Annotated in this window: 20 protein-coding genes; 15 read left to right on the top strand and 5 right to left on the bottom strand. The window is 41.3% G+C overall.

Features of this window, described 5'->3' with window-relative positions; translation table 11 throughout:
* Positions 1-19 precede the first annotated feature (19 nt).
* Positions 20-721 (bottom strand): FadR/GntR family transcriptional regulator, encoded by a 702-nt coding sequence (locus DXA60_RS11395; protein WP_117921313.1) that lies wholly within the window; start codon positions 719-721, stop codon positions 20-22.
* 204 nt (positions 722-925) lie between these two features.
* Between DXA60_RS11395 and DXA60_RS11390 the strand changes: the two genes are divergently transcribed.
* The 4 genes from DXA60_RS11390 to DXA60_RS11375 all read left to right on the top strand — a co-directional run bounded on the left by DXA60_RS11390 (position 926) and on the right by DXA60_RS11375 (position 6,338).
* A complete protein-coding gene (locus DXA60_RS11390; protein WP_117921312.1) occupies positions 926-2,611 on the top strand; it encodes a diguanylate cyclase domain-containing protein in 1,686 nt (561 codons plus the stop codon).
* 13 nt (positions 2,612-2,624) lie between these two features.
* A complete protein-coding gene (locus DXA60_RS11385) occupies positions 2,625-3,929 on the top strand; it encodes a methyl-accepting chemotaxis protein (protein ID WP_117921311.1) in 1,305 nt (434 codons plus the stop codon).
* 64 nt (positions 3,930-3,993) lie between these two features.
* Positions 3,994-5,535, top strand: a complete 1,542-nt coding sequence (gene cls / locus DXA60_RS11380; protein ID WP_117921357.1) for a cardiolipin synthase — start codon at positions 3,994-3,996, stop codon at positions 5,533-5,535.
* 131 nt (positions 5,536-5,666) lie between these two features.
* On the top strand, positions 5,667-6,338 hold the full coding sequence (locus DXA60_RS11375; protein ID WP_117921310.1) for a GTP pyrophosphokinase: 672 nt from the start codon (positions 5,667-5,669) through the stop codon (positions 6,336-6,338).
* Here DXA60_RS11375 and DXA60_RS11370 read toward each other — a convergent pair.
* From DXA60_RS11370 to DXA60_RS11355, 4 genes are all read right to left on the bottom strand, one after another.
* Complete coding sequence (locus tag DXA60_RS11370; protein ID WP_199536215.1) at positions 6,335-7,477, bottom strand: pyridoxal-phosphate-dependent aminotransferase family protein; 1,143 nt, start codon at positions 7,475-7,477, stop codon at positions 6,335-6,337. The genes DXA60_RS11375 and DXA60_RS11370 overlap by 4 nt on opposite strands.
* 78 nt (positions 7,478-7,555) lie before the next feature.
* Positions 7,556-8,104, bottom strand: coding sequence for an ECF transporter S component (locus tag DXA60_RS11365; RefSeq protein WP_117921309.1), 549 nt, complete (start codon positions 8,102-8,104; stop codon positions 7,556-7,558).
* 287 nt (positions 8,105-8,391) lie between these two features.
* Positions 8,392-8,595, bottom strand: a complete 204-nt coding sequence (locus tag DXA60_RS11360) for a cold-shock protein (RefSeq protein ID WP_117921308.1) — start codon at positions 8,593-8,595, stop codon at positions 8,392-8,394.
* A gap of 97 nt (positions 8,596-8,692) precedes the next feature.
* The gene (locus tag DXA60_RS11355; RefSeq protein ID WP_243006861.1) at positions 8,693-9,199 is read right to left on the bottom strand and encodes a DUF5721 family protein; all 507 of its coding nucleotides are present in this window, start codon (positions 9,197-9,199) and stop codon (positions 8,693-8,695) included.
* Between the two features lie 166 nt (positions 9,200-9,365).
* On the opposite strand from DXA60_RS11355, the gene DXA60_RS11350 reads away from it, so the two are divergent.
* The 11 genes from DXA60_RS11350 to smpB all read left to right on the top strand — a co-directional run bounded on the left by DXA60_RS11350 (position 9,366) and on the right by smpB (position 22,776).
* Positions 9,366-10,658, top strand: coding sequence for a M18 family aminopeptidase (locus DXA60_RS11350; RefSeq protein ID WP_117921306.1), 1,293 nt, complete (start codon positions 9,366-9,368; stop codon positions 10,656-10,658).
* A gap of 9 nt (positions 10,659-10,667) precedes the next feature.
* Positions 10,668-11,894 (top strand): transglutaminase domain-containing protein, encoded by a 1,227-nt coding sequence (locus tag DXA60_RS11345; protein ID WP_117921305.1) that lies wholly within the window; start codon positions 10,668-10,670, stop codon positions 11,892-11,894.
* 164 nt (positions 11,895-12,058) lie between these two features.
* On the top strand, positions 12,059-12,898 hold the full coding sequence (locus DXA60_RS11340; protein WP_117921304.1) for a DegV family protein: 840 nt from the start codon (positions 12,059-12,061) through the stop codon (positions 12,896-12,898).
* Positions 12,899-12,918: 20 nt separating this feature from the next.
* Positions 12,919-14,226 carry a bifunctional folylpolyglutamate synthase/dihydrofolate synthase gene (locus DXA60_RS11335; RefSeq protein WP_117921303.1) on the top strand — a complete coding sequence of 436 codons (1,308 nt, stop codon included), beginning with the start codon at positions 12,919-12,921 and terminating at the stop codon, positions 14,224-14,226.
* 87 nt (positions 14,227-14,313) lie between these two features.
* Positions 14,314-15,663: an MBOAT family O-acyltransferase gene (locus tag DXA60_RS11330; protein ID WP_117921302.1), complete on the top strand. Its 1,350-nt coding sequence runs from the start codon at positions 14,314-14,316 to the stop codon at positions 15,661-15,663.
* A gap of 14 nt (positions 15,664-15,677) precedes the next feature.
* Positions 15,678-16,586, top strand: a complete 909-nt coding sequence (locus tag DXA60_RS11325; RefSeq protein ID WP_243006860.1) for a GDSL-type esterase/lipase family protein — start codon at positions 15,678-15,680, stop codon at positions 16,584-16,586.
* A gap of 162 nt (positions 16,587-16,748) precedes the next feature.
* Positions 16,749-18,311 (top strand): ATP-binding protein, encoded by a 1,563-nt coding sequence (locus DXA60_RS11315; protein ID WP_117921299.1) that lies wholly within the window; start codon positions 16,749-16,751, stop codon positions 18,309-18,311.
* Between the two features lie 66 nt (positions 18,312-18,377).
* Positions 18,378-19,706: a phosphopyruvate hydratase gene (gene eno, locus DXA60_RS11310; RefSeq protein ID WP_117921298.1), complete on the top strand. Its 1,329-nt coding sequence runs from the start codon at positions 18,378-18,380 to the stop codon at positions 19,704-19,706.
* Positions 19,707-19,775: 69 nt separating this feature from the next.
* Entirely contained in the window at positions 19,776-20,015 is a 240-nt protein-coding gene (secG, locus tag DXA60_RS11305; RefSeq protein WP_117921297.1) for a preprotein translocase subunit SecG, read from the top strand.
* Between the two features lie 68 nt (positions 20,016-20,083).
* A complete protein-coding gene (rnr, locus tag DXA60_RS11300; RefSeq protein WP_117921296.1) occupies positions 20,084-22,234 on the top strand; it encodes a ribonuclease R in 2,151 nt (716 codons plus the stop codon).
* 74 nt (positions 22,235-22,308) lie between these two features.
* Positions 22,309-22,776: an SsrA-binding protein SmpB gene (smpB, locus tag DXA60_RS11295; RefSeq protein ID WP_117921295.1), complete on the top strand. Its 468-nt coding sequence runs from the start codon at positions 22,309-22,311 to the stop codon at positions 22,774-22,776.
* Positions 22,777-22,812: the final 36 nt, after the last annotated feature.

Raw genomic sequence — 22,812 nt, 5'->3', positions numbered from 1 at the left:
AGGCTGTTTTGTAGTAAGATCAGTAGATCATGCGGGTTCCACTGATGCATTCGGTTGTAGAAGTTTCTATATAATCGAGAGCACCACGGACATCTCTTGCACGGACAAAATTATAGATGGACAGGGCACTCTGGTATAATTCTTCTATGCCGTATTTTGTTGCATAGCGTACCCAAAGACTGCATACAAGATCACGGAATGATATAAAGAACAGTGGAAGCAGCATATTTCCACTGATAAAACTCAGCTCATGACTGAACTCAAAGATAGATGTTGCAGCATCTTCCGGTGTTGTGGCATTTTTTAATTTTTCAAGGTAAAAAGAAAGACCCTCGATCGCAGCATCCGTTGCTGTTTCAATCGCAAGGCGGGATGCAAGGCTCATAAAGAGAATACGAACCTCAAGGATGGAACAGATTTCTTCCTGGCTTAAAGCTCCGCCATTATATTTCATAATGGAAACTAAAGTGTCCATGGTTCCATTTCTGCGGTAATCCTCTACAAATGTGCCGATGCGCGGTTTTACCACGACAAATCCTTTCTTTTCAAGTTCGGCGATACCGGAGTTGACAACAGCGCGTGAAACCTGCATGGATGTGGCAAGTTCACGTTCGGATGGAAGTTTTGTACCGATTGGAAGTTTGCCGGAAATGATCATATTTTCCAGTTCGGATATAAATAATTCTTTGAGTGATGGTGCGTTTAATTTTTGAAATTCCATATGTTATGATTCCTTTATATTGTCGAGATTCTTTGTGGTATGTGGTCATACCACAATAATTTTAGATGTTATGCAGAAAAAAATCAAGAAAATGTTGCTTGAAATGTTCAAAAATACATACAAAAAATAAGTGATATTTTTTGACAATTTATGACAAAATGCATATAATAGAACATATATCAGAAAGAGGAGAGAGGATTGCCGATGAGGTCTTTACAGTCTAAATTTCTGGCTTTGACGGTAGGCTGTGTACTTCTTACAGCGTTGGCACTGGGATATGTTGGTTTTTTATATACGCATAAACTTGTAAATGAGGATTCCACACAGTTTATGAATCTGTTCTGTGAAGATAAGGCACAGGAGATTGATGCAGCACTGATGGGGATTGAACAGTCCGTGAATACGATCAGGGATTATACGATAGAGCAGTATAACGCACTCGGAATTGGTGGTACAGGCAGGGACAATGTGGATGCCTTTGTAAAAAAAGTACAGGAAGTTTCACTACATACCGTGAAAAATACAGAAGGATCACGTGGAGTATATATGAGAGTTAATCCTGAAATTGCCGATGACCAGACAGGATTTTTCTGGTATAGGGATGAAAAAGGTGATGTTAACGAAGATTCTCTGGTTGATTTTTCAAAATATACAAAAGATAACACACAGAATGTCGGATGGTACTATGAAGCTCTGGAGAACGAAGACGCTTTCTGGATGGAACCGTATAACAATCTGAATAAAAATGACTGGATCATTTCGTATGTGGTGCCGATATATCAGGATGAAGATTTTATTGGTGTTCTGGGCATGGATATTGACATGGCACTATTGAAGGAAAAGGTAGATTCCGTACAGATTTATCAGAGCGGTTATGCTTTTCTGGCAGGAACAAATGGTGCTCTTTATTACCATCATGATTATCCGGAGGGACTTGCTGAGGGAAGTGTACACGGAAAGATCAGAAAGGTGTTAAATTTACTGATCAAAAAAGCAGGACAGGATAGTCTGGTCAGTTATAATCTTGAGGGAACAAAGAAAGAAATGACGGCAAGACAGCTGGAAAATGGTATGCTGTTTGCTGTTACAGCACCGGTGCAGGAGATTAATGAATTAAGCAGCCGTATTATACGTCTGTTTCTGGTTTCAACCGTTGTGATAATGATTTTTTCAGTCGTGATCACAATACATGTTACCAGAAAAATGATACGACCGCTCAAAGAACTTACGGAAGCAGCACAGAAAGTTGCAGGCGGTGATCTTGATGTCAACATTGACTGTGAGTCAAAAGATGAAGTTGGAGTGCTTGCAGACAGTGTACAGCAGATGGTCAATCATCTGCGGCATTATATCGATTATGTAAATGAACAGGCGTATACAGATGCCCTGACGGGTGTTGCTAACAAGGCGGCATATAAGGAGTATGTGGATAAACTGGATAAACGCGCGGCAGCCGAGAATATGAAATATGCAGTCGTGGTCATGGATATCAATAATCTCAAAAAGATCAATGACAATTTTGGACATGAATTTGGGGATATGCTCATCCGGGATGCAAGCAGACTGATCCAAAAAGGATTTAAAGATCATACTGTATACCGGATCGGTGGTGATGAGTTTGTGATCATCATCGAACAGCCCAAACAGACAGAATGCGAGGAACTGCTGGCAAACTTTGATAATGGTATTATTGTTTTCAATAAAAATAATACAAAGTATGAACAGAAGATACAGATTGCAAGAGGAATCGCATTCCATGAAACAGACAGTATAGATTTATTTGCAGCAGTGTTCCGTGAAGCGGATCATGCGATGTATGAGAATAAAGTCATGCAGAAATCAAAACAGACGGATCCACCTGTGGTGGAGCAGTCTCAGACAATAACATAGCTGGAGGATAAAAATGGGTGACACAAAGAAAATGGCATGGAAAAGATTAATGGGTGTTTTTGTTGTATTTTTTCTGATTATGGCAGTATGGCAGATCGTGGTACTTGAGCTGCTGAAAAATGGCGTGATCGGTACGATGGTTGCAATGATACTGATCTGTCTTGCAACTGTACTGTTTTTTGGCATTGTTTTTGCATCAATCAAAACACTCCTGGATGCATTCAGACAGCTTATGAGTGATGGCTCAGAGGTGGAACTTTCCGGTGGTGTTGCTAAGAAAGCAAATAAACTTGCAGAGAAAGATGGAGAAGTCGGACAGCTTGTGCGTACGTTTCAGGAGTCGATCACTTCATTTTCACAGGTTGTACTGGGAATAAAGAAAGCAACGAAGGAACTTGGTGAGGTTTCAGAGAATTTTAAGAATATTTTTAAGAGTATGACAGCTTCACTGGATCAGACAGAGCAGGCAGTGACTACTATTACGGATAATACGATCTCACAGGCTGATCACACAGTCGATATGAAAGAGAAGATCGATGCTATCAGCAGAACGATCGATAAGATTGCAGAGAATGTATCGATGCTTGCAAAAAGTGCAGAGCACATGAAAGAAAGCAACAAGGCAGCAGAAGCAATCATGGAGGAACTTGTAAATATCAGTAAGGAGAGCGGTGTTGCGATTGAAAATGTAAGACAGCAGACAGATCTGACAAACCAGTCTGCACAGGAGATCCGCACAGCAACAGAGATCATAGCCGGAATCTCAAATCAGACAAATCTTTTAGCTTTAAATGCAAGTATTGAAGCTGCAAGAGCCGGAGAACATGGAAAAGGATTTGCAGTTGTTGCAGAAGAGATCCGTACATTAGCTGACCAGTCAAGGGAATCAACAGAACAGATCAATCAGATCGTCAATACATTGATTGATAATTCAAACGTCAGTGTGGAGATCACGCAGAAAGTATCAGAAGCGTTTGTGAAACAGAATGAGAAGATTCATGATACGGAAGAAATTTTCCGTTCCCTGAATGAGGAGATCAAGAATACAAGCGATGCTGTGGATGGAATCAGCGAAGAAGTAAATGTGTTAGACGATCATAAGACGGTAATTGAAAGTGGAATCACCTCTTTGACAGAGTTTGCAGAACAGAATGCCGAGAGTGCGAAAGTAACAACAGAAAACATGGAAGAATTCCAGCAGATCGTTGAACAGTGTGATCAGGCAACAGAGCGCATTGTGAATGTATCCGATGAGCTGGTAGGGTATCTTGGAAAAGTGGATGCAAATGTAAAAGATAAAATGAATGCACGTAACTAAAAATAAATCAGAAACGGAGGAGAAAATACCACATGAGTAAAATTATGTGGTATTTTTCAATATTATGAGAACAGAACAGAAAACATCAGTAAAAAACAGTGTAGGAAGATTGATTTTTGTTGGTATCAGCGTATTGCTTCAGGTCATATGGATCATCAGTCTTTTTATATGGCTGAATAATTATTCGGCAGCAATTTCTCTTTTTTCCACGTTGATCGCGGTCTCGGTTGTATTTGCCATATATGGAATGCATGGAAACATGGCATTTAAAGTGCCATGGATGTTGGTCATTACTGCATTTCCGGTATTTGGTCTGTGTGTATTTGCACTATTTGGAAGGTCAAATCTGACCAGAAATATGAAAAAACGTTATGAGGGCATTGACAGTGAACTTTTCCCATTTTTAGAAAGTGATGAGACTGTCGTAAAAATGCTTCAGAAAAAAGATCTGTCAATAGCAAACCAGACAGAGTACATCTGGAAATATGGTCATTATCCGGTTTATCGCAATACAGATATTGAATTTTATGCGGATGCGTCACAGGGGTTAGAGGCACAGCTTGCAGATTTGAAAAAAGCAGAACATTTTATATTTATGGAGTATCATGCCATCGAGCAGGCAGAATCTTTTGAACGGATTTTTAACGTGTTAAAAGACCGGGCAGTGCATGGAGTTGAAGTACGTATTTTCTATGATGATGTTGGAAGCATTGGATTTATCAATCATGATTTCAGAAAACGTATGGAGGAGAATGGAATTGCCTGCCGTGTATTCAATCCGATTATTCCAGTATTATCGGTATTTATGAATAACCGCGATCACAGAAAAATTACAGTGATCGATGGAAAAGTGGGATTTACCGGAGGGTACAATCTTGCAAATGAATATTTTAATGTCACACATCCGTATGGACGGTGGAAAGATACCGGCATCCGTTTAGAAGGAGATGCTGTAAAAAGTCTTACGGTTATGTTCCTTGAAATGTGGAATGTTGTAAAAAAGACAGACCAGGATTATCAGAAGTACCTGCCGGTGACAGATTATAAAGTAAAACAGGAGGGATTTATCCAGCCGTATGCGGATAGTCCATTAGATGATGAACATGTGGGAGAGAGCGTTTATATGAATCTTATCGCACATGCCAAAAAAGAAATTTATTTTACAACACCGTATCTGATCATCACAGATGAGATGAACCGTGCTCTTGGACTTGCTGCAAAGCGTGGTGTGGATGTGCGGATCGTGACACCGGGGATCCCGGATAAGAAACTGATCTATAAAGTAACACGTTCTTATTATGCAGGACTCGTGCGCCAAGGGGTGCGTATTTATGAGTATACGCCGGGATTTATCCATGCTAAACAATGTGTCTGCGATGGAGAGGCGGCAACCTGTGGCACCATTAATATGGACTACCGGAGTTTGTATCTTCATTTTGAAAATGGAGCCTTTTTATATAACTGTGACGCCGTAGGGGAGATTCGTCAGGATTTTGAACATATTTTTGCAGAGAGCACGGAAGTAACAGAAAAATATAAGAGCGGAAGATCTGCTGTTTTGAGGGGAACACAGTGTTTCTTGCGTTTGTTTGCACCTCTTATGTAAAAATATTATATAATCCGAAATCTTCACAGAAGTTTAGATAACTTTTCCGTAAAAGTATGGTAAAATAGTAATGAAAGAGTAGCAGGTCAGGAGAAGCTGTTACAAAAGAACGATTCTAAGGAGAAAGTCAAATGGAATACATGGATATTGAAACAGTCAAGGAACTGGATCATGTTTTTGGGGATATTGAAGAACTACAGAAGTTTCGCTGTCTGATGATGCAGTACGAATGTGCAATGTTAGAGGTGAGGACAAAACTTGACGTATTGAACACAGAGTTATCTGTACAAAACAGCAGGAATCCGATCGAATCGATAAAATGCAGGATCAAAGAACCGGACAGTATTATGAAGAAAATGAAGCGTCAGGAGATTCCATTTTCCGTAGATAATATCGAGAAGAATCTGAATGATATCGCAGGTGTCCGTGTTATCTGCTCATTTCCCGATGATATTTATACATTAGCGGATTATCTGGAAAAACAGGATGATATCAAGCTGATCAAGAAGAAAGATTATATCAGTCATCCCAAACCGAATGGTTACCGCAGTCTGCATCTGATCCTTGAAGTACCGATTTTTTTGACAAATGAGAAAAAGATGATGCGTGTGGAAGTGCAGTTTCGAACGATCGCCATGGATTTCTGGGCAAGTTTAGAGCATAAATTAAAATACAAAAAGGACATTGAAAATGCACAGGTGATCTCACAGGATCTCTGCTTTTGTGCGGAACTGATCTCACAGTTAGACGGCAGAATGCAGCAGATCAGAGAACGTTTAGAGGAAAAGAAAGAGGCCAATTAGGCCTCTTTTTTTCTATAATACTTCAAAAACAGATCTGCAAGATTTCCCTTAAGCGTGACACCAAGTTCAGTCAGGGTAGCAGAGAGAGCTTCTAAAGTAGGAACCATATGCTCTAACCTTGCATTTTCCCCCATATGACCGATACGGATCACTTTACCGGAGAGTTCATCAAAAGATCCGGCAAGCATGATATTATATTTTGTTCGCATTGTATCAAGGATAGATTTAGCATCAGTACATTGCGGAATGTCAAAAACAGTTACAGTGTTTGAAAACCCGCTCTGCAGATGAAGTTTTAAACCCGCTTCTTTTACGGCTGCTCTTGTAGCAGAACCGATCCTTGCATGTCGTTCATACAAAGTCGCATCTTCGGCGATCAGATTAAATGCAGCGCGCAGACCGTAGATATCGCTGATCGGCATAGTATATGGAAACCATTTTTTCTCGTAGTAACCGTCGAATGCCATCAGGTTTGCGTAGAAAGATGCAATCGGAGTTTTACGGTTTTTCATTTTTTCTTTTGCGGCATCACTTACCACAACAAAGGTAAGTCCCGGAGGTGCGGAGACTGCTTTCTGTGAGCCGCCGCAGAGAAGGTCGATCTGAAAATCATCGACACATACTTTTTCGCCAAACATACCGGAAACGGAGTCAACGACCGTTAAGATGCCGTACTGTTTGAGCAGTGGACAGATTCTGCTGATATCATTCAACATGCCGCTTGGGGTATCGCAGTGTACAACAGTGGCATAAGTATAATCGTGATGATCTTTTAAATATTCTGCAAGTGCATCCACATCCAGAGTATTTTCGTAATCAGCATGGTAGATTTCCGGAATACCACCGTACATGCTGACAAAATCTGCAAATCCTTTTCCGTAGATACCGTTGTCGATGACAAGAACTTTATCATCCGGTTCTGTCAGGGAAGCACATGCAGCTTCCAGTCCTAAAATCCCTTCACCATCTAAGATCAGCGTTTCGTTTTTCGTGCCAAGGAGGCTGCTGATCAGTTCGCAGGTTTCTTTATAAAAATCATAAAATTCTTCATCCAGATCAGGATTTGTGCAGGCAAAACTGCGTGCACGTCTTACTGGTTCCGGAACCTGAACCGGTCCGGGTGTCATGATCTTATACATATTAATACTAATCTCCATTCCCGCCCGTTTTTTGGGCATTACAAGTTTGAGTGAAAAATGCTATTTTCAAATGAAACTTTATTTGAAAATAATTTTGTTTGCTGCTTTGCGTAAAGGCTCGATGACGATCAGGACTACAACGGCTGCAACACCGATCTGAAACAGATTTCCCGGAATGGAAGTAACCGGTGCAATCCAGTTGCCGTAGATGATACCCTCTGCGATATAATAGCCGACTACTTTGATCACGCAGGCAGCAGCGATGGCGAGTGCATCAAAACCGAGTCCGTGGTGTTTTTCCGTGATCGCACCAACAACATATCCCATAATCGCTACGATGATAAATGTAAAAGGTGCCCATGCTGTCCAGCCGGAGAGAAGATCAAAGAGTCCCATGCCAATACCGCCGGCAAGTGCACCACTTTTTTTGCCAAATAAAATGGCGCAGATAAAAAGCGGAACATTGCCAAGATGGATCAGTCCGCCGTTTGCAGTGATCGGAAGTCTGACATTGACAAATGCGGTAAATACATAAGTTAATGCAATGAAAAGTGCTGTGATGGTCAGAAACTGTACCTGACCGATTGAATTTTCTGTTTTTACAGTAGTTGTAGATGTTGTGCTCATATTTCTTTTCTCCTCATACGTTTCTTATGACCGATATTATCTGTCATTTATTTATGCATATCTTAAACGCACACTGGTTTATTTTAAAATGCCAGTCAGGTGAAAATTGAGCAGACCAGTTTGAATGGACTACACAAGAAAGAATACTATTACATAAAAAAGAGTGCCGGAAAGCCGACACTCTTTTTTAAATCCATTGTTTACAATATCTTAATCTAACAAATAAAAACTGGTTCTATTTAAAAAGAAAAAGGTACATGTGAAACTACTGATTGTGCTGGTAGTAATTATTTTACTACTGTAACGTTGGTTGCCTGAGGTCCTTTAGCGCCTTCTACTACTTCGAATTCTACAGTAGCGCCTTCTTCGAGGGATTTGAAACCTTCCATGTTCAGACCTGAGTAGTGTACGAATACATCATTGCCCTGCTCGTCAGAGATGAATCCGTATCCTTTTTGGTTGTTAAACCATTTTACTGTACCTTTGTTCATTGAAAAGTACCTCCAAAAAATATTACTGGCTGTATTTACAGCTAGTTAGAGCATATCATAACAATTTTGAAAAGTAAAGGAAAAAAGAGGATATTTTTCAACCTAATTTCTCAATAACAATATCGTGGTTTTTGAGAAAAATCTCGACGAGTCTGTCCCATTCGTGTTCTAAGGATTTATCGGTAGAAAAAATACGATAAGATACGCCGGTTGTGAGCATAAGACTTCCATTCTGGAACTTCAGATTCAAAAACATCCCTGTTACATCCTGTGGAGTAAAAGAAGTCTGGATGCTGGCAAGTGTCCGGGACAGATTATCCGGTGACAGCAGAAATACAAATTTGAAATAATTAGGAGTACGTTTTCCTTTGATCAGGTCGAAACAGTGCTGGCGCACTCTGCCATAAGGAAGGAATGCAAGGTCAGATAAGCCCTGTTCTTCTAATTCTTCTTTTGAAAAAAAGTCCGGTGTGATCGTTCCGTCAAAATTCCATACGGCATCTTTTTGTATGGTTGCTTCCTTTAACAGAAAGTGGTCGAATGTATCTGAACACAGAAGCTGGTTCATAAAATTTTTGAGTTCCGGGATATTGAGCGCTAACATGCGGTATACCTCTTTCATATTATGTTCATTTTCATGTGGCACTGCTCATTGCTTACGCATATTGTACCATAAAACCCAGAGAAATAAAATAAAGGATGTAATCTTTCTGATTTTATAGTAAAATAGGGATGGTCTTAATCAGTATTACAGGAAAAGAGGAACTACAATGAACGAGAAAACAGTTTTATTTGATTTATTAAAAGAGGGAGTATCTCCGGTACATGTGGTAAAGGCATGTGAAAAGCGTTTAGCAGATGCCGGTTTTGAAAAGATAGCTTATGAAGAAGAATGGAATTTAAAAGCAGGTGGCCGCTATTATGTGGATCATCATGATACCACTCTGTTTGCATTTTCGATTCCTGCGGATGAGATGAAAAAAGAAAAAAAGCCTGCAGTCCGGATCGCAGCGGCACATACGGATTTTCCATGTCTTAGAATTAAACCGTCATGTGATGTTGTAACGAATCGCTATGCACAGGTTAATATTGAGGTGTATGGAGGTGCAATTTTAAATACATGGTTAGACAGACCACTTGGTGTGGCAGGACGTGTGGCAGTAAGAGGGAATGATCCGTTTACACCGGAATTAAAATATTTTGCATCCCAAAAGAATCTGCTCACGATCCCAAATCTTGCAATCCATATGAATCGCGAAGTGAATAAGGGTGTGGAGCTGAATAAGCAGATCGATATGATCCCGGTTGCAGGATTACTTGCAGAAAATGAAACATGTGCTGATTATTTCTTAGGTTTTCTTGCAAAAGAACTGTCTGTTGCAAAAGAAGATATTTTAGATTTTGAACTGACGGTATATTGCAGAGAACAGCCGGAGTATGTCGGCTTAGAGGATGATTTTATCTCATCTCCAAGACTGGATAACCTGACATCCTGTGCAGCATTGGTATCCGGTATCATAGATGCGGAAAGGAAAGACGGTATTAATCTGATCGCACTGTTTGATCACGAGGAGATTGGAAGCCGCAGTAAACAGGGAGCGGGATCTATATTGCTTCACGATATGTTACTCCGAATTCTAAAAGCCTGTGGAGCGGGGGAGAGTGCTCCGGAACTGTTGTATCAGAGCATGCTGTTGTCTGTAGATGTTGCACATGGTCTGCATCCAAATCAGGCAGGCAAAATGGATATTACTAATAAACCGGTGCTTGGAAGCGGCTTCTGTATCAAGGAGGCATGTTCCCAGTCCTATGCGACAGACTGTGAGGCAATTGCGATTATTCAGCAGATCTGTGATCTGAAAAAAATCCCATATCAGAAGTTTGTGAACCGTTCAGATATGGCAGGGGGCGGAACACTTGGTTCTATTGCATCTGCATTATTGCCGGTAAAAACGGTAGATATCGGTATCCCGCTTCTGGCAATGCATTCGGCGAGAGAATTGATGGGAGCAGCAGACCAGGAAGCATTGACGGAACTTGTAAAGGCATATTTTTCACTTTAAGGGGGAAGTGTGAAAAGAAGAAAAAGACATACACTGCTTAAATGTATGATTTTAGCGGTGTTAGCAGGCGCAGTGATCCGATATACCGGAGTATTTCCTGATTCTTTCACACCTCCGGGACAGATACAAAGCCAGGTTCATGTAGAACAGAAAAATGCAAAATCCAAAGCAGATTCCGGCACAATAGAGAAGCATATAAAAGAGAGTCAGGAAACAGGTACGGAAAATGAAACACCGGAGGCAAAAGTATCGCATGGATATGCTTACGAAACTCTCTCAACGGAGCAGCAGACAGTCTATGATGAGATATATCGGATTATTATGACACATGATTCAAAGGTTCCGGTAAGTACCTGTGACGAAAAGGTATTAGAGAAAGCATATCGTTCTGTCATAGCAGACCACGGGGGGATTTTCTGGGTATCCGGATATAACTATACGCAGTACACGATGGGGAAAAAGACGGTCAGTATAGATTTTTCGCCAAGCTATACAGTGGATCGTGATGAGCGTGATTCCTATCAGAGCCGGATCGATTCAGTGGTGGATTCCATATTAAAAAATGTGGATTCATCCTGGGGAGATTATGAAAAGGCAAAATATGTTTTCGAATATCTGGCTGGAAACATTGAGTATGAAATGGGAACGGAACAGAACCAGAACATTATCAGTGTCTTTTTAAATAAGAAAACAGTCTGTCAGGGGTATGCAAATGCCACGCAGTATCTGTTGTCTCTTTTAGGAATACGGGCTGTTGTCGTGACGGGAACTGCGGAGGGAGATACGCATGCGTGGAATCTTGTGCAGCTTGATGGCGCATATTATTTTATAGATACGACATGGGGAAATTCTTCTTATAATAATGGTGAGAGCGGCTTTGGATCTTTTATCAATTATAATTATTTCGGGGTGACTACGGCTGAGATCAGCAAGACACATCAGGCGGATGGCACATTGCTTTTGCCGGACTGTACGGCGACGGCAGATAATTACTATGTAAAAGAAGGAAAATATATCACAGAATGGGAACCGGATGTGGTTGGACAGATTTATGGCGAGGCCTATCGCAATGGAGCTGTCACAGAGGAGATCCGTTTTTCGGACAACTCTTTATATGAGCAGGCAAAAGCGTATCTCATCGATGAACAGCATATCCGTGATTACTGTGAGGGGATTACTGGATTATCCTATATTGAGGATCAGGATCAGAATGTACTGATCCTGAAATTCTCTTAAAACGTATGTCTGATAAAAAATATATAAAATATAATGAAAACCTCTATACAAAACAAAGTTTTTATGATACTGTTATGTAGTAATCAATACTACATGTAATGGAAAGAAATAACATATAAAAAGTTATCAAATAACAAATTGCCGGGTTGTGGAGGTTATCTGAAATGTATAAGATTGTGATTGACAGTTGTGGAGAACTGCCGGAAGATTTAAAAAAAGATGGACATTATCAGAATGTGTCATTGGAGTTAGAGGTAGATGGATATTGTATTCGCGATGATGAGACATTTGACCAGAAGGATTTCCTCCGCAGGGTTAAGGAAAGCGTTACCGGACCGAAATCTGCATGTCCGTCTCCGGATGAGTATATGAAATCATATGAAGGAGATGCGGATCATGTATATGTGGTAACTTTGTCCGGCAGACTGTCGGGATCTTATAACAGTGCCGAACTTGGAAAAAATCTGTTTGAAGAGGAGCATCCGGGCGAGAAGAAGATCTATGTATTTAATTCCCGCTCTGCTTCCATAGGCGAAACATTGATCGGCATGAAAGTACAGGAGTGTGAAGAGGCAGGTATGAGTTTCGAGGAAGTTGTTGAGACGACAGAAAAATATATCAGCTCCATGAATACCTTTTTCGTGCTTGAAACATTAGAGACTCTGCGCAAGAATGGACGTCTGACAAATCTTAAGGCATTTATTGCAAATACATTAAATATCAAGCCGGTGATGGGATCTACCGAGGAGGGATCGATCTGTCAGCTTGGCCAGGCGCGTGGCATGAACAAAGCACTGGATAAGATGATTCAGAATGTGATTGCAAAGACAAAAAACAGTGAGAACAGAGTGCTTGCGATCTCACACTGTAATTGTCCGGAACGTGCCAGAGCAGTAAAAGAAAAATTAGAAAAGTTGGCAAAGTTCAAAAAAATCATTATTACGGATACGGCGGGCGTCAGCACGATGTATGCCAATGACGGCGGTGTCATTATCGCAGTTTAATATAGAAAAAGGACAGTATTATGAAAGAACTGACATATGAGGAAGTATTAGACCAGATTGAACATCAGAGACGGTTTGGCAACCGTCCGGGGGCAGAGATATCTGCACTGATGCTTGAAAAGTTAGGCAGACCACAGCAGAATATGAGTGTGATCCATATAGCGGGGACGAACGGAAAAGGTTCCGTCTCTGCTTTTTTGTGCTCAATTTTAAAGGAAGCAGGAATCCGTACAGGGATGTTCACATCACCACATCTGGTTGATTTCAGGGAACGGATCTGTGTGGATGGACAGATGATATCCCAAGAGAAAGTGACACGACTTGGGAATATGCTGCTGGGGGAAGAGTTTGGGGCAGCCTTGACTATGTTTGATTACTGCCTTGCGATAGCACTGCTTTATTATAAGGAAGAACAGTGTCAGGCAGCTGTGATAGAGACCGGACTTGGAGGAAGATTAGACTCGACGAATGCAATCGGTGTACCGGAGGTTACGGTTATCACGAAGATCGGATATGATCACATGGCGATTTTAGGCGATACTTTAGATAAAATTGCGGCGGAGAAAGCAGGTATCATAAAAAAAGGTACAAAACTGGTATTAGAAAGCCAGAAGCAGGAAGCGATGCAGATCCTGCTTGAAACGGCAGAAAAAGAGAAAATTACAGAGATAAGGATCGCGGATATCCATGATGTGACAGACTGCCGCTATGAAAATGGCAGACAATATTTTTCCTGTAAAAATTATAAAGATCTTGAGATGTCAATGCTTGGTGTGCATCAGTATGAAAATGCACTTGCAGCGATTCAGGCAGCAGAAATTTTTTTGAAAAACAGGGGAATTTCAGAAGAAAAAGCAGAATATTATATCAGGGAAGGAATCAGAAAGACAAGATGGGAAGGCCGGATGGAGATTCTTGGCAAAGATCCGTTTTTCATGGTGGATGGTGCACATAATAGCAACGGAGTGGCAGCACTGGCAAAAAGTCTTCGTACCTTGTTTCCGGAAGAGAAGTTTCATTTTATCATGGGAGTTATGGCAGACAAGGATTATGAGGAGATGATTGAAGAATTACTTCCACTTGCTCTTGATTTTAAGACGGTAACAGTCGAGTCAGAGAGGGCACTTGCTGCGAAGGAGTTATCGGAGAAAATCAGAAAAAAGGGAATCTGTGAGGCGGGTCTATTAAGATCTTTTGATGAACTGATGCCGGATCGTCTAGATGCGGCACATAAAACGATTGCATTCGGATCTTTGTATTTTGTTGGGGAGATCAAAAAATATTTCCGAGATGTGACAAAAATAACAAAAAATTTACAAATTTACTAACTTTGCTTAACAGGTGATTATCAGACATTTTTTTGGCTATAATAGTTGTTGTTAAAAAAATAATGTGGATTAGAAAGAGCCGATAAGATGGTATTTAGCAGTTTTGAATTTTTATTCCGGTTTTTACCGTTTTTTTTACTGATATATTATGTGGCACCGAAAAAATGGAAAAATGCGGTGTTGTTTGCAGGGAGCATTTTATTTTATACAACAGGTGAGGCAGAATATGTAGTGCTTTTGCTTGCCTCTGTGGTGATCAATTATATTCTGGGAAGATTCATGTACCGGGATACTTATGAGGGAAGAGGAAAAAAACAACTGATTCTGTTGATCATGGCACTGTGCTATGATTTTGGTGTTCTGTTCCTTTTTAAGTATAGTGGACTCATGGATAAACTGCCGCTTGGCATCAGTTTTTATACGTTTCAGATCGCCGCCTATATCATCGATGTTTACCGGGGAAAAGTGCCGGTTGAAAAATCATTTATCCGTCTCGGAACGTATCTGATGATGTTTCCGCAGCTGATCGCCGGACCGATCATCAATTATTCAGAAGTCCGTATGGCTTTATGCAGCAGGACTGTTACTATAGAACAGTTTGAATCAGGATTAAAAACACTGATACTGGGACTTGGAGCAAAAGTGATCGTTGCAGACCGTATCGGGCTTTTGTGGAATAATATACAGTCAATCGGTTTTGAAAGTATTTCAACGCCATTAGCATGGATGGGGGCGTTTGCATACTCCCTAGAGCTGTATTTTGATTTTTCAGGATATTCTTTGATGGCATTGGGACTTGGGCAGATGCTGGGATTTGAATTTCCCAAAAACTTTAAACATCCTTATATTTCAAAATCGGTATCAGAATTCTGGAGAAGATGGCATATTACGCTGGGACGCTGGTTTAAGGAATATGTCTATATTCCGTTAGGTGGCAACAGGAAAGGAAAGGCGCGTACGATATTTAATTTATTTGTGGTATGGAGTCTGACTGCCATCTGGCATGGTGCAGAAGGACATTTCCTGATCTGGGGAGCGTCTCTGCTCGTACTGCTTGCTATAGAAAAAGTGTTTTTATTACAGTTTCTGGAGAAGAGTAAAATACTTTCCCATATATATCTGGTACTTGTAGTGCCGCTTACCTGGGTTGCATTTGCTATTGCGGATGTAGGACAGCTTGGAATTTATTATGCAAGAATGTTCCCGTTTTTTGGCGTGGGAGAGGCAATAAAGCAGATGGATTTTATAAAGTATCTGATGGATTACGGACCACTGTTTCTGATCGGGATTATTTTTTCTACTCCATATCCGGCAGCTTTCTACAAAGTGGTCGAGAAAAAGTGGCTGGGAAGTTTGTCGGTGATCGTGGTATTGGTTTTAAGCCTTTATTATATGGCTGTTTCTACAAATAATCCATTTTTGTATTTTAATTTTTAGGACTGGTGATTAGTGTGAAGAAAATAATGAAATGTCAGGTCGCAGTCTTTTTGATCGTCGGATGGGTGATCCTTTCACTGATCGGTTATTTAAAAAAAGACGGGATCTATAAAAATTATTCCATCAATATTAAAAAAACTCCATATTTTGTATTGGTGTTAGATGGAATTCATGATAAAATTTATCCTTGGAGTAAGGAAACGCCGGACGAATACAGACCGCAGCAGGAAGAGAATGTTGCGGCTACAGAAGTGACAGAACAAGAGGAGACCATACAGCGGACGGAAACTGTGGAGCAGGATACTGAGACGGCGGTTCTAGAACAAAAGAAGTTTATACAGGTGGATGACAGTTATTTTGATGATGCAGTTTTTATTGGCGATTCGAGAACGGTAGGTCTGCATGATTATGGCGGATTGGATCATGCAGATTTTTATGCGACCGTAGGCATGAATATCTATGATCTGTGGAAAGATGCATTCTGTAATGTCAATGGCCAAAAGGTAACATTAGAGGAAGCATTAAAGGCTAAACAGTATAAAAAAGTGTATTTTCAGATCGGTATTAATGAAATGGGACGCGGAACGCTTGACGGGTTTATGAATGAGTATCAGAATGCAGTCGAAAAATTCAAAACACTGCAGCCGGATGCGATCATTTATGTGCAGGCGATCATGCATGTGACCAGCAAAAAATCCGATTCAGACCCGATTTTTAATAATCCGGGTATTGATGCGAGAAATCAGCGCATACAGCAGCTTGCAGATGGTGTCCGTGTGTTTTATATTGATGTCAATGAAGTAGTATGTGATGATCAGGGCGGATTAAAGCAGGAGCTTACGTTTGATAATCTGCATCTGTATGGATCAAAATATAATATCTGGGTAGATTTCTTAAAGACAAAAGGAATTGAAACAGAGTGATAAAGTTGTATGAAAATCATAAGGAAAAATTGAATAAATTTTTGAAAGCGGATGTGCTGGCAGAATGCAGGTCCCAGGTAGATTATGAGAACAGAGTTGTGCTCTGCGTCTTAAATATTGCCATGGTATGCCTGTCTTTTTTGCTGGCATTTCCGTTCAAGGATGTCTGCATATGCAAAAAAAGTATATCTGACAGAAGAACAGAATCAGAGATTATCGCCGAAGGGGCTGCTTGCTTCTTTTAGGGAAGGAATCAACAGCCTTTCTGAGGAATATGTTGCCCAGTTTTATAACGGGAGATATGTATGGGTAAGAGTGGAGGTAAATCTTTTACAGAAACCCGGAAACGGTGAGATCATGGCGTTTATCTATAATCATGATGTGACCAGAGAGAGTAAATTAAAGCAGATATTAGAATGTATCATGACATTTGGTTATGATGAAATTTATACGGTGGATGAATACAGCGGACAGATGGACGAGAATGAACAGACCGGTATACTTCTTTTAATGCTGTCCGATGTTGAGGATATTGTGAAAGAAGAAAAAGAAAAGCAGGAACAGCTTGCAAAAGCGCTGGCGATGGCGGAGACTGCGAATAAAGCAAAAACAAATTTTCTGGCTGGAATGAGTCATGAGATCCGGACACCTATGAATGCGATTATTGGTTTAAATTCCATGATCCGGTCGTCAATTGATGACAGAAACCAGGTGCTTGATTACACGGAAAAAATTGATTCGGCATCCAGATATCTTCTGGCATTGCTGAATGATATCCTCGATATGTCACGGATCGAGAGTGGAAATATGAAGCTGGCCGTCCGGGCATTTTCCGGGGATAAGTTCTGGGATAATGTCAATATGTTAGCGAAAACACAGGCACTTATGGCAGGTGTTGGCTATTCTTTTGACAGAGAACGGAAAATATCGGAAGTATATATCGGAGATGCCACAAGGTTAGAACAGATCATGATAAATCTGATCAATAATGCGGTAAAATTTACACCGGAAGGTGGAAGTGTTGATGTAGCTGTTACAGAGCAGGAAGTGAATGAAAGAGTACAGCTTACAGCAGTTGTCTCTGATAACGGAATTGGTATTGCAAAGGATTTTCTGCCAAAGGTATTTGATATTTTTACACAGCAGCATGAAGAAAATACAAGTGTTTATGGAGGAAGCGGACTGGGACTTTCTATTGCGCGCAATTATGCAAGGATGATGGATGGTGATATTACAGTACAGAGTACGGAAGGAGAAGGTACTGTGTTTACCGTGACCGTAAAACCTGATTTTGACCGTCGGAAAAAAGAGCGGAAAGAAAAAACAGAGGATATCAGTTTTGCCGGAAAGAGAATACTGCTTGTTGAGGATCATCCGCTCAATGTCATTGTGGCAAAGGGACTTTTGGAAAAGAAACAGTTTGAAGTCGTTACGGCAGAAAATGGCAGAAAGGCAGTGGAACTTGTGGAAAATTTCCCGGAATATTATTTTGATGCAGTACTGATGGATATCCGGATGCCGGTTTTAGATGGAATCGGGGCAGCCAGAGAGCTCCGTGCTTTAGACAGAGAAGATGTAAAAGACCTTCCAATCATCGCGATGACGGCAAATGCCGGTGAGGAGGACAGAAAACAGACGAGGGAAGCCGGGATGAATGAGCATCTGGCAAAACCGATCGATCCGAAACTCTTGTATGCGACACTACAGAAATTTATTTTGTCATAAAAAGTTATAAAAGATTCCCTGATTACACATACTACGGAAAAAGAATGTGTGAAAGGGGAATTTTTTATGTCATTAAAAATTAACATTACAGATGTACATGCAAGACAGATTCTGGATTCAAGAGGAAATCCGACAGTGGAGGTTGAGGTGACTGCCGAGACAGAGACGACTGGTAAAAAAACTACCGCAAGAGAATCTGTTCCTTCCGGTGCAAGTACCGGAAGATTTGAAGCAATCGAACTGCGTGACGGGGATAAAGATTACTTCGGTCTTGGTGTGCAGAAGGTTGTAGATCACGTAAACACGAAAATCAGGGAAATGCTGCTTGGGATGAATGTATTAGAGCAGGCAAAGTTAGATCGTGCGATGGTGGAACTTGATGGAACCGATAATAAGGGAAATCTGGGGGCAAACGCAATTCTTGGAGTATCACTTGCCTGTGCTAAAACGGCTGCGAAGGCTCTTGATATGCCGTTATACCGTTATCTTGGAGGAACCAATGCCAAAACACTTCCGGTTCCAATGATGAACGTGATCAATGGTGGCGTCCATGCAAAAAATACGCTTGATTTTCAGGAGTTTATGATCATGCCGGTGGGGGCACGTGGTTTTTCACAGGCACTTAAGATGGGAGCAGAAGTGTATCATTTCCTGCGCCAGATACTGAATGAAAACGGTATGAGTACGGCAGTTGGAGATGAGGGAGGATTTGCACCTGATTTTGAGGATACAAAAGAGGCATTTTCTTATCTTTCGAAGGCAGTGGAGATGGCTGGTTACCAGGTGGGCAGAGATGTTGTCTATGCGATGGATGCTGCGGCGAGTGAATTGTATGACGAAGCACGTGGCGTTTATGTTTTCCCTGGAGAGTCAGAAGAAAAGGGGGAGGAGCAGGAGATTGTCAGAAGTTCGGAGGAGATGATCGCCATGTATGAGGAGCTTATGGGGCAGTTCCCGATTGTTTCCATCGAAGATGGTCTGTTTGAGGATGACTGGGAAGGCTGGCAGAAGCTGACAGAAAGACTTGGCGATAAGGTGCAGCTTGTCGGAGATGATCTGTTTGTGACGAATCCGAAACGGATACAGTGCGGAATCAAACTTGGTGCAGCGAACGCGGTTCTTGTCAAGGTAAATCAGATCGGAACTGTGACAGAGGCATTAAATGCGATCGAGATGGCAAAATCTGCAGGATATCATACGGTAATCTCGCATCGTTCAGGTGAAACAGAAGATGCATTTATCGCAGATCTTGCAGTTGCGGTCAATGCCGGACAGATCAAAACAGGTGCACCATGCCGCGCGGAGCGTACCAGCAAATATAACCAGCTATTGCGGATCGAGGAGGAACTGGCAGAAGATGCGGTGTTTGAACCGGAAGAAATTATGAAAAAATAGGTTGAAAAAACAAAACGTCTATGTTACAATGACTAAAGTTGTGAGTTTGTAACCTAGGAGGGAACGATCGTGGCAGTTGTAAAAACAATTTTGACTGTAGTTTTTATTATAATCAGTGTAGCATTGACAGTTATCATCTTAATGCAGGAAAGTAAATCCGCAGGACTTGGAGCAATCGCAGGTGCAGCAGACACATACTGGGGCAAGAACAAGGGACGTTCCATGGAAGGTATGTTAGTAAAGCTGACAAGACTTTTTGTTATCTTATTTATCGTGATTGCAGCGGTATTAAATATGAGTATTTTTTAAGATGAATCGATGGCTGTCGCAGGTGCGGCAGTCATTTTTTTGATTCATAGGAAAAAGGACAGGGGTTTATGGAGAAAACAATTTTAGAAGAACGGAAAAAGACAATTTATCAGTTTATCTGTGATGAATTTTATGTACCGATGAAGGCGAAGGAGATGGCAGTCGTTCTATCAGTGCCGAAATCACAGCGCAGTGAACTGCAGGAAGTCTTAGATGCGCTTGTGATGGATGGCAGGATCGAAGTGACTTCCAAGGGCAAATATATCAAATCAGAAGGGAAATATCTGACCGGTACATTTACTGCGCATGCGAGAGGGTTTGGATTTGTCAGTATCGAGGGGGAAGAGGAAGATATCTTTATCCCGGAGTCGCAGGTACACGGTGCATTCCATATGGATACGGTACAGGTGGCGATCACTTCAGAAAATACCGGCAGACGAAGGGAAGGTACGATCACAAAGATCATATCACGTGGTACAACCCGGATCGTATGTACTTATGAAAAGAGTAAGACATTTGGATTTGCGGTGCCGGATAATCCGAAGTTCGGTTCTGATATTTTTATTCCGCAGGAACGTTCCAAGGGAGCTGTCAGCGGGCATAAAGTTGTAGTTGAGATCACGGATTACGGCAAAGAGGGAAGAAAACCGGAAGGAAAAGTGGTTGAGATCATCGGTCATATCAATGATCCTGGAACGGATATCATGTCGATCGTAAAAGCGTATGATCTGCCGGTCGAGTTTTCAGAGAAGATCATGCATCAGGTAGAAAATGTCTCAAATGAAGTCAGTACTGCTGATATGGCGGGACGCATGGATTTCAGGGAATGGCAGACTGTAACGATCGATGGGGAAGATGCGAAGGATCTTGATGATGCGATAACATTGACAAAAGAGGGAGACAACTATAAACTTGGCGTGCATATCGCTGATGTATCAAATTATGTACAGGAGCATAGTGCTCTGGATGTGGAGGCATTATCCCGCGGTACATCTGTTTATTTAGTTGACCGGGTGATCCCGATGCTGCCACATAAGCTGTCAAATGGAATCTGTTCTTTGAATGCAGGGGAAAACCGTCTGACGTTAAGCTGTGTGATGACGATCGATCCGAAAGGAAATGTGATCGACCACACGATCGCAGAGTCTGTGATCAAAGTGGACCGCCGCATGAGTTATACCAGTGTAAAAAAGATTCTCGAAGATCATGACGAAAATGAGATCAGAGAGTATGAGAACCTGGTTCCAATGTTTGAACTGATGCGGGAACTGGCTGCTATTTTGCGTAAAAAACGTATGAAACGCGGATCGATCGATTTTGATTTTCCAGAGACAAAAATCGTGCTTGATGAAAAAGGAAAGCCGATTGAGATCAAGCCTTATGAGAGAAATGTTGCAACAAAGATCATTGAAGATTTTATGCTGATCGCCAATGAGACAGTGGCACAGGATTATTTCTGGCAGGAACTGCCATTTGTATACCGTACACATGATAATCCGGATACCGAGAAAATCAAGAAGTTATCGACATTTATTAATAATTTTGGCTATTCCATCCACATCGGTCAGGATGAAGTACATCCGAAAGAACTGCAAAAACTTCTGCAAAAGATCGATGGTACCCCGGAGGAAGCATTGATCAGCCGTCTGACACTTCGTTCCATGAAACAGGCAAAGTATACCACTATGAGCACGGGGCATTTTGGACTGGCAACTCCATATTACTGTCATTTTACATCCCCGATCCGCAGATATCCGGATCTGCAGATACATCGTATTATCAAGGACAATCTGCGTGGAAGGATGAATGCAAAGAAAATCGAGCATTATGACAAAATTCTTCCGGAAGTTGCAAAACATTCGAGTGAGATGGAACGCCGTGCGGATGAAGCTGAGCGTGAGACAGATAAACTGAAAAAAGTGGAATATATGTCAGAGCGTATCGGTGAGGTGTTCGAAGGTGTGATCTCCGGAGTGACTGAGTGGGGATTTTATGTGGAGCTGCCGAATACGGTGGAAGGACTGGTGCATGTAACAACGCTGGTGGATGACTATTTCCATTATAATGAGAGTACCTACGAACTGGTTGGAGAGGTGACGAATATCCGCTATAAACTTGGACAACGTGTTCATGTTATGGTGACAGGAACTGACAGGATTTTACGCACAATTGATTTTCGTGTGGTACGGCAGGATGAGCGGGAAGCGGGGAAAGAATAAAAATCATCTTGCGTTCCCCCTCATTTCGGGGTATACTATACAAGCTGGGTATTGGATAAGAAAGGAAGGTCATGATGGCAAAGACAGAAAAAAAACTGATCGCAAATAATAAGAAGGCTTACCATGACTTTTTCTTAGAAGAACGTTATGAGGCGGGTATTGAACTGCATGGTACAGAGGTAAAGTCCATGCGTATGGGAAAATGCAGCATCAAAGAAGCGTTTATCCGTATCGAGAATGGTGAGGTCATTATTTATGGCATGCATGTCAGTCCTTATGAAAAGGGGAACATCTTCAACCGTGATCCTCTGCGTCCGAAGAAACTCTTGATGCATAAGGCAGAAATCCGCAAGCTGGTCGGAAAGATTGCAGAAAAGGGTTATACTTTAGTGCCGGTTGAGGTATACTTTAAGGGGAGCCTTGTAAAAGTAGATATTGCGCTTGCAAAAGGTAAGAAACAGTATGATAAACGTCAGGATATTGCCAAGAAGGATATGCGGCGTGAGGCGGAGCGTGATTTCAAAGTAAAGAATCTGTATTAAAGTAATTTATAAAAAAGAATGGATGATGTATTTTTT

Source organism: Roseburia sp. OF03-24 (assembly GCF_003463035.1).
Classification (GTDB): Bacteria; Bacillota; Clostridia; order Lachnospirales; family Lachnospiraceae; genus Roseburia; species Roseburia rectibacter.
This window is presented reverse-complemented; position numbering and strand designations above follow the sequence as displayed.

Excerpts from the sequence above, each read along its gene's own strand:
- DXA60_RS11330 (WP_117921302.1), top strand. The coding sequence starts at position 14,314 with ATGGTATTTAGCAGTTTTGAATTTTTATTCCGGTTTTTACCGTTTTTT.
- DXA60_RS11365 (WP_117921309.1), bottom strand. The coding sequence starts at position 8,104 with ATGAGCACAACATCTACAACTACTGTAAAAACAGAAAATTCAATCGGT.
- DXA60_RS11385 (WP_117921311.1), top strand. The coding sequence starts at position 2,625 with ATGGGTGACACAAAGAAAATGGCATGGAAAAGATTAATGGGTGTTTTT.
- DXA60_RS11395 (WP_117921313.1), bottom strand. The coding sequence starts at position 721 with ATGGAATTTCAAAAATTAAACGCACCATCACTCAAAGAATTATTTATA.
- DXA60_RS11370 (WP_199536215.1), bottom strand. The coding sequence starts at position 7,477 with ATGTATAAGATCATGACACCCGGACCGGTTCAGGTTCCGGAACCAGTA.
- DXA60_RS11355 (WP_243006861.1), bottom strand. The coding sequence starts at position 9,199 with ATGTTAGCGCTCAATATCCCGGAACTCAAAAATTTTATGAACCAGCTT.
- cls (WP_117921357.1), top strand. The coding sequence starts at position 3,994 with ATGAGAACAGAACAGAAAACATCAGTAAAAAACAGTGTAGGAAGATTG.
- DXA60_RS11375 (WP_117921310.1), top strand. The coding sequence starts at position 5,667 with ATGGAATACATGGATATTGAAACAGTCAAGGAACTGGATCATGTTTTT.
- DXA60_RS11315 (WP_117921299.1), top strand. The coding sequence starts at position 16,749 with ATGTCTGCATATGCAAAAAAAGTATATCTGACAGAAGAACAGAATCAG.
- DXA60_RS11340 (WP_117921304.1), top strand. The coding sequence starts at position 12,059 with ATGTATAAGATTGTGATTGACAGTTGTGGAGAACTGCCGGAAGATTTA.
- DXA60_RS11335 (WP_117921303.1), top strand. The coding sequence starts at position 12,919 with ATGAAAGAACTGACATATGAGGAAGTATTAGACCAGATTGAACATCAG.
- eno (WP_117921298.1), top strand. The coding sequence starts at position 18,378 with ATGTCATTAAAAATTAACATTACAGATGTACATGCAAGACAGATTCTG.
- rnr (WP_117921296.1), top strand. The coding sequence starts at position 20,084 with ATGGAGAAAACAATTTTAGAAGAACGGAAAAAGACAATTTATCAGTTT.
- DXA60_RS11360 (WP_117921308.1), bottom strand. The coding sequence starts at position 8,595 with ATGAACAAAGGTACAGTAAAATGGTTTAACAACCAAAAAGGATACGGA.
- DXA60_RS11390 (WP_117921312.1), top strand. The coding sequence starts at position 926 with ATGAGGTCTTTACAGTCTAAATTTCTGGCTTTGACGGTAGGCTGTGTA.
- smpB (WP_117921295.1), top strand. The coding sequence starts at position 22,309 with ATGGCAAAGACAGAAAAAAAACTGATCGCAAATAATAAGAAGGCTTAC.
- DXA60_RS11350 (WP_117921306.1), top strand. The coding sequence starts at position 9,366 with ATGAACGAGAAAACAGTTTTATTTGATTTATTAAAAGAGGGAGTATCT.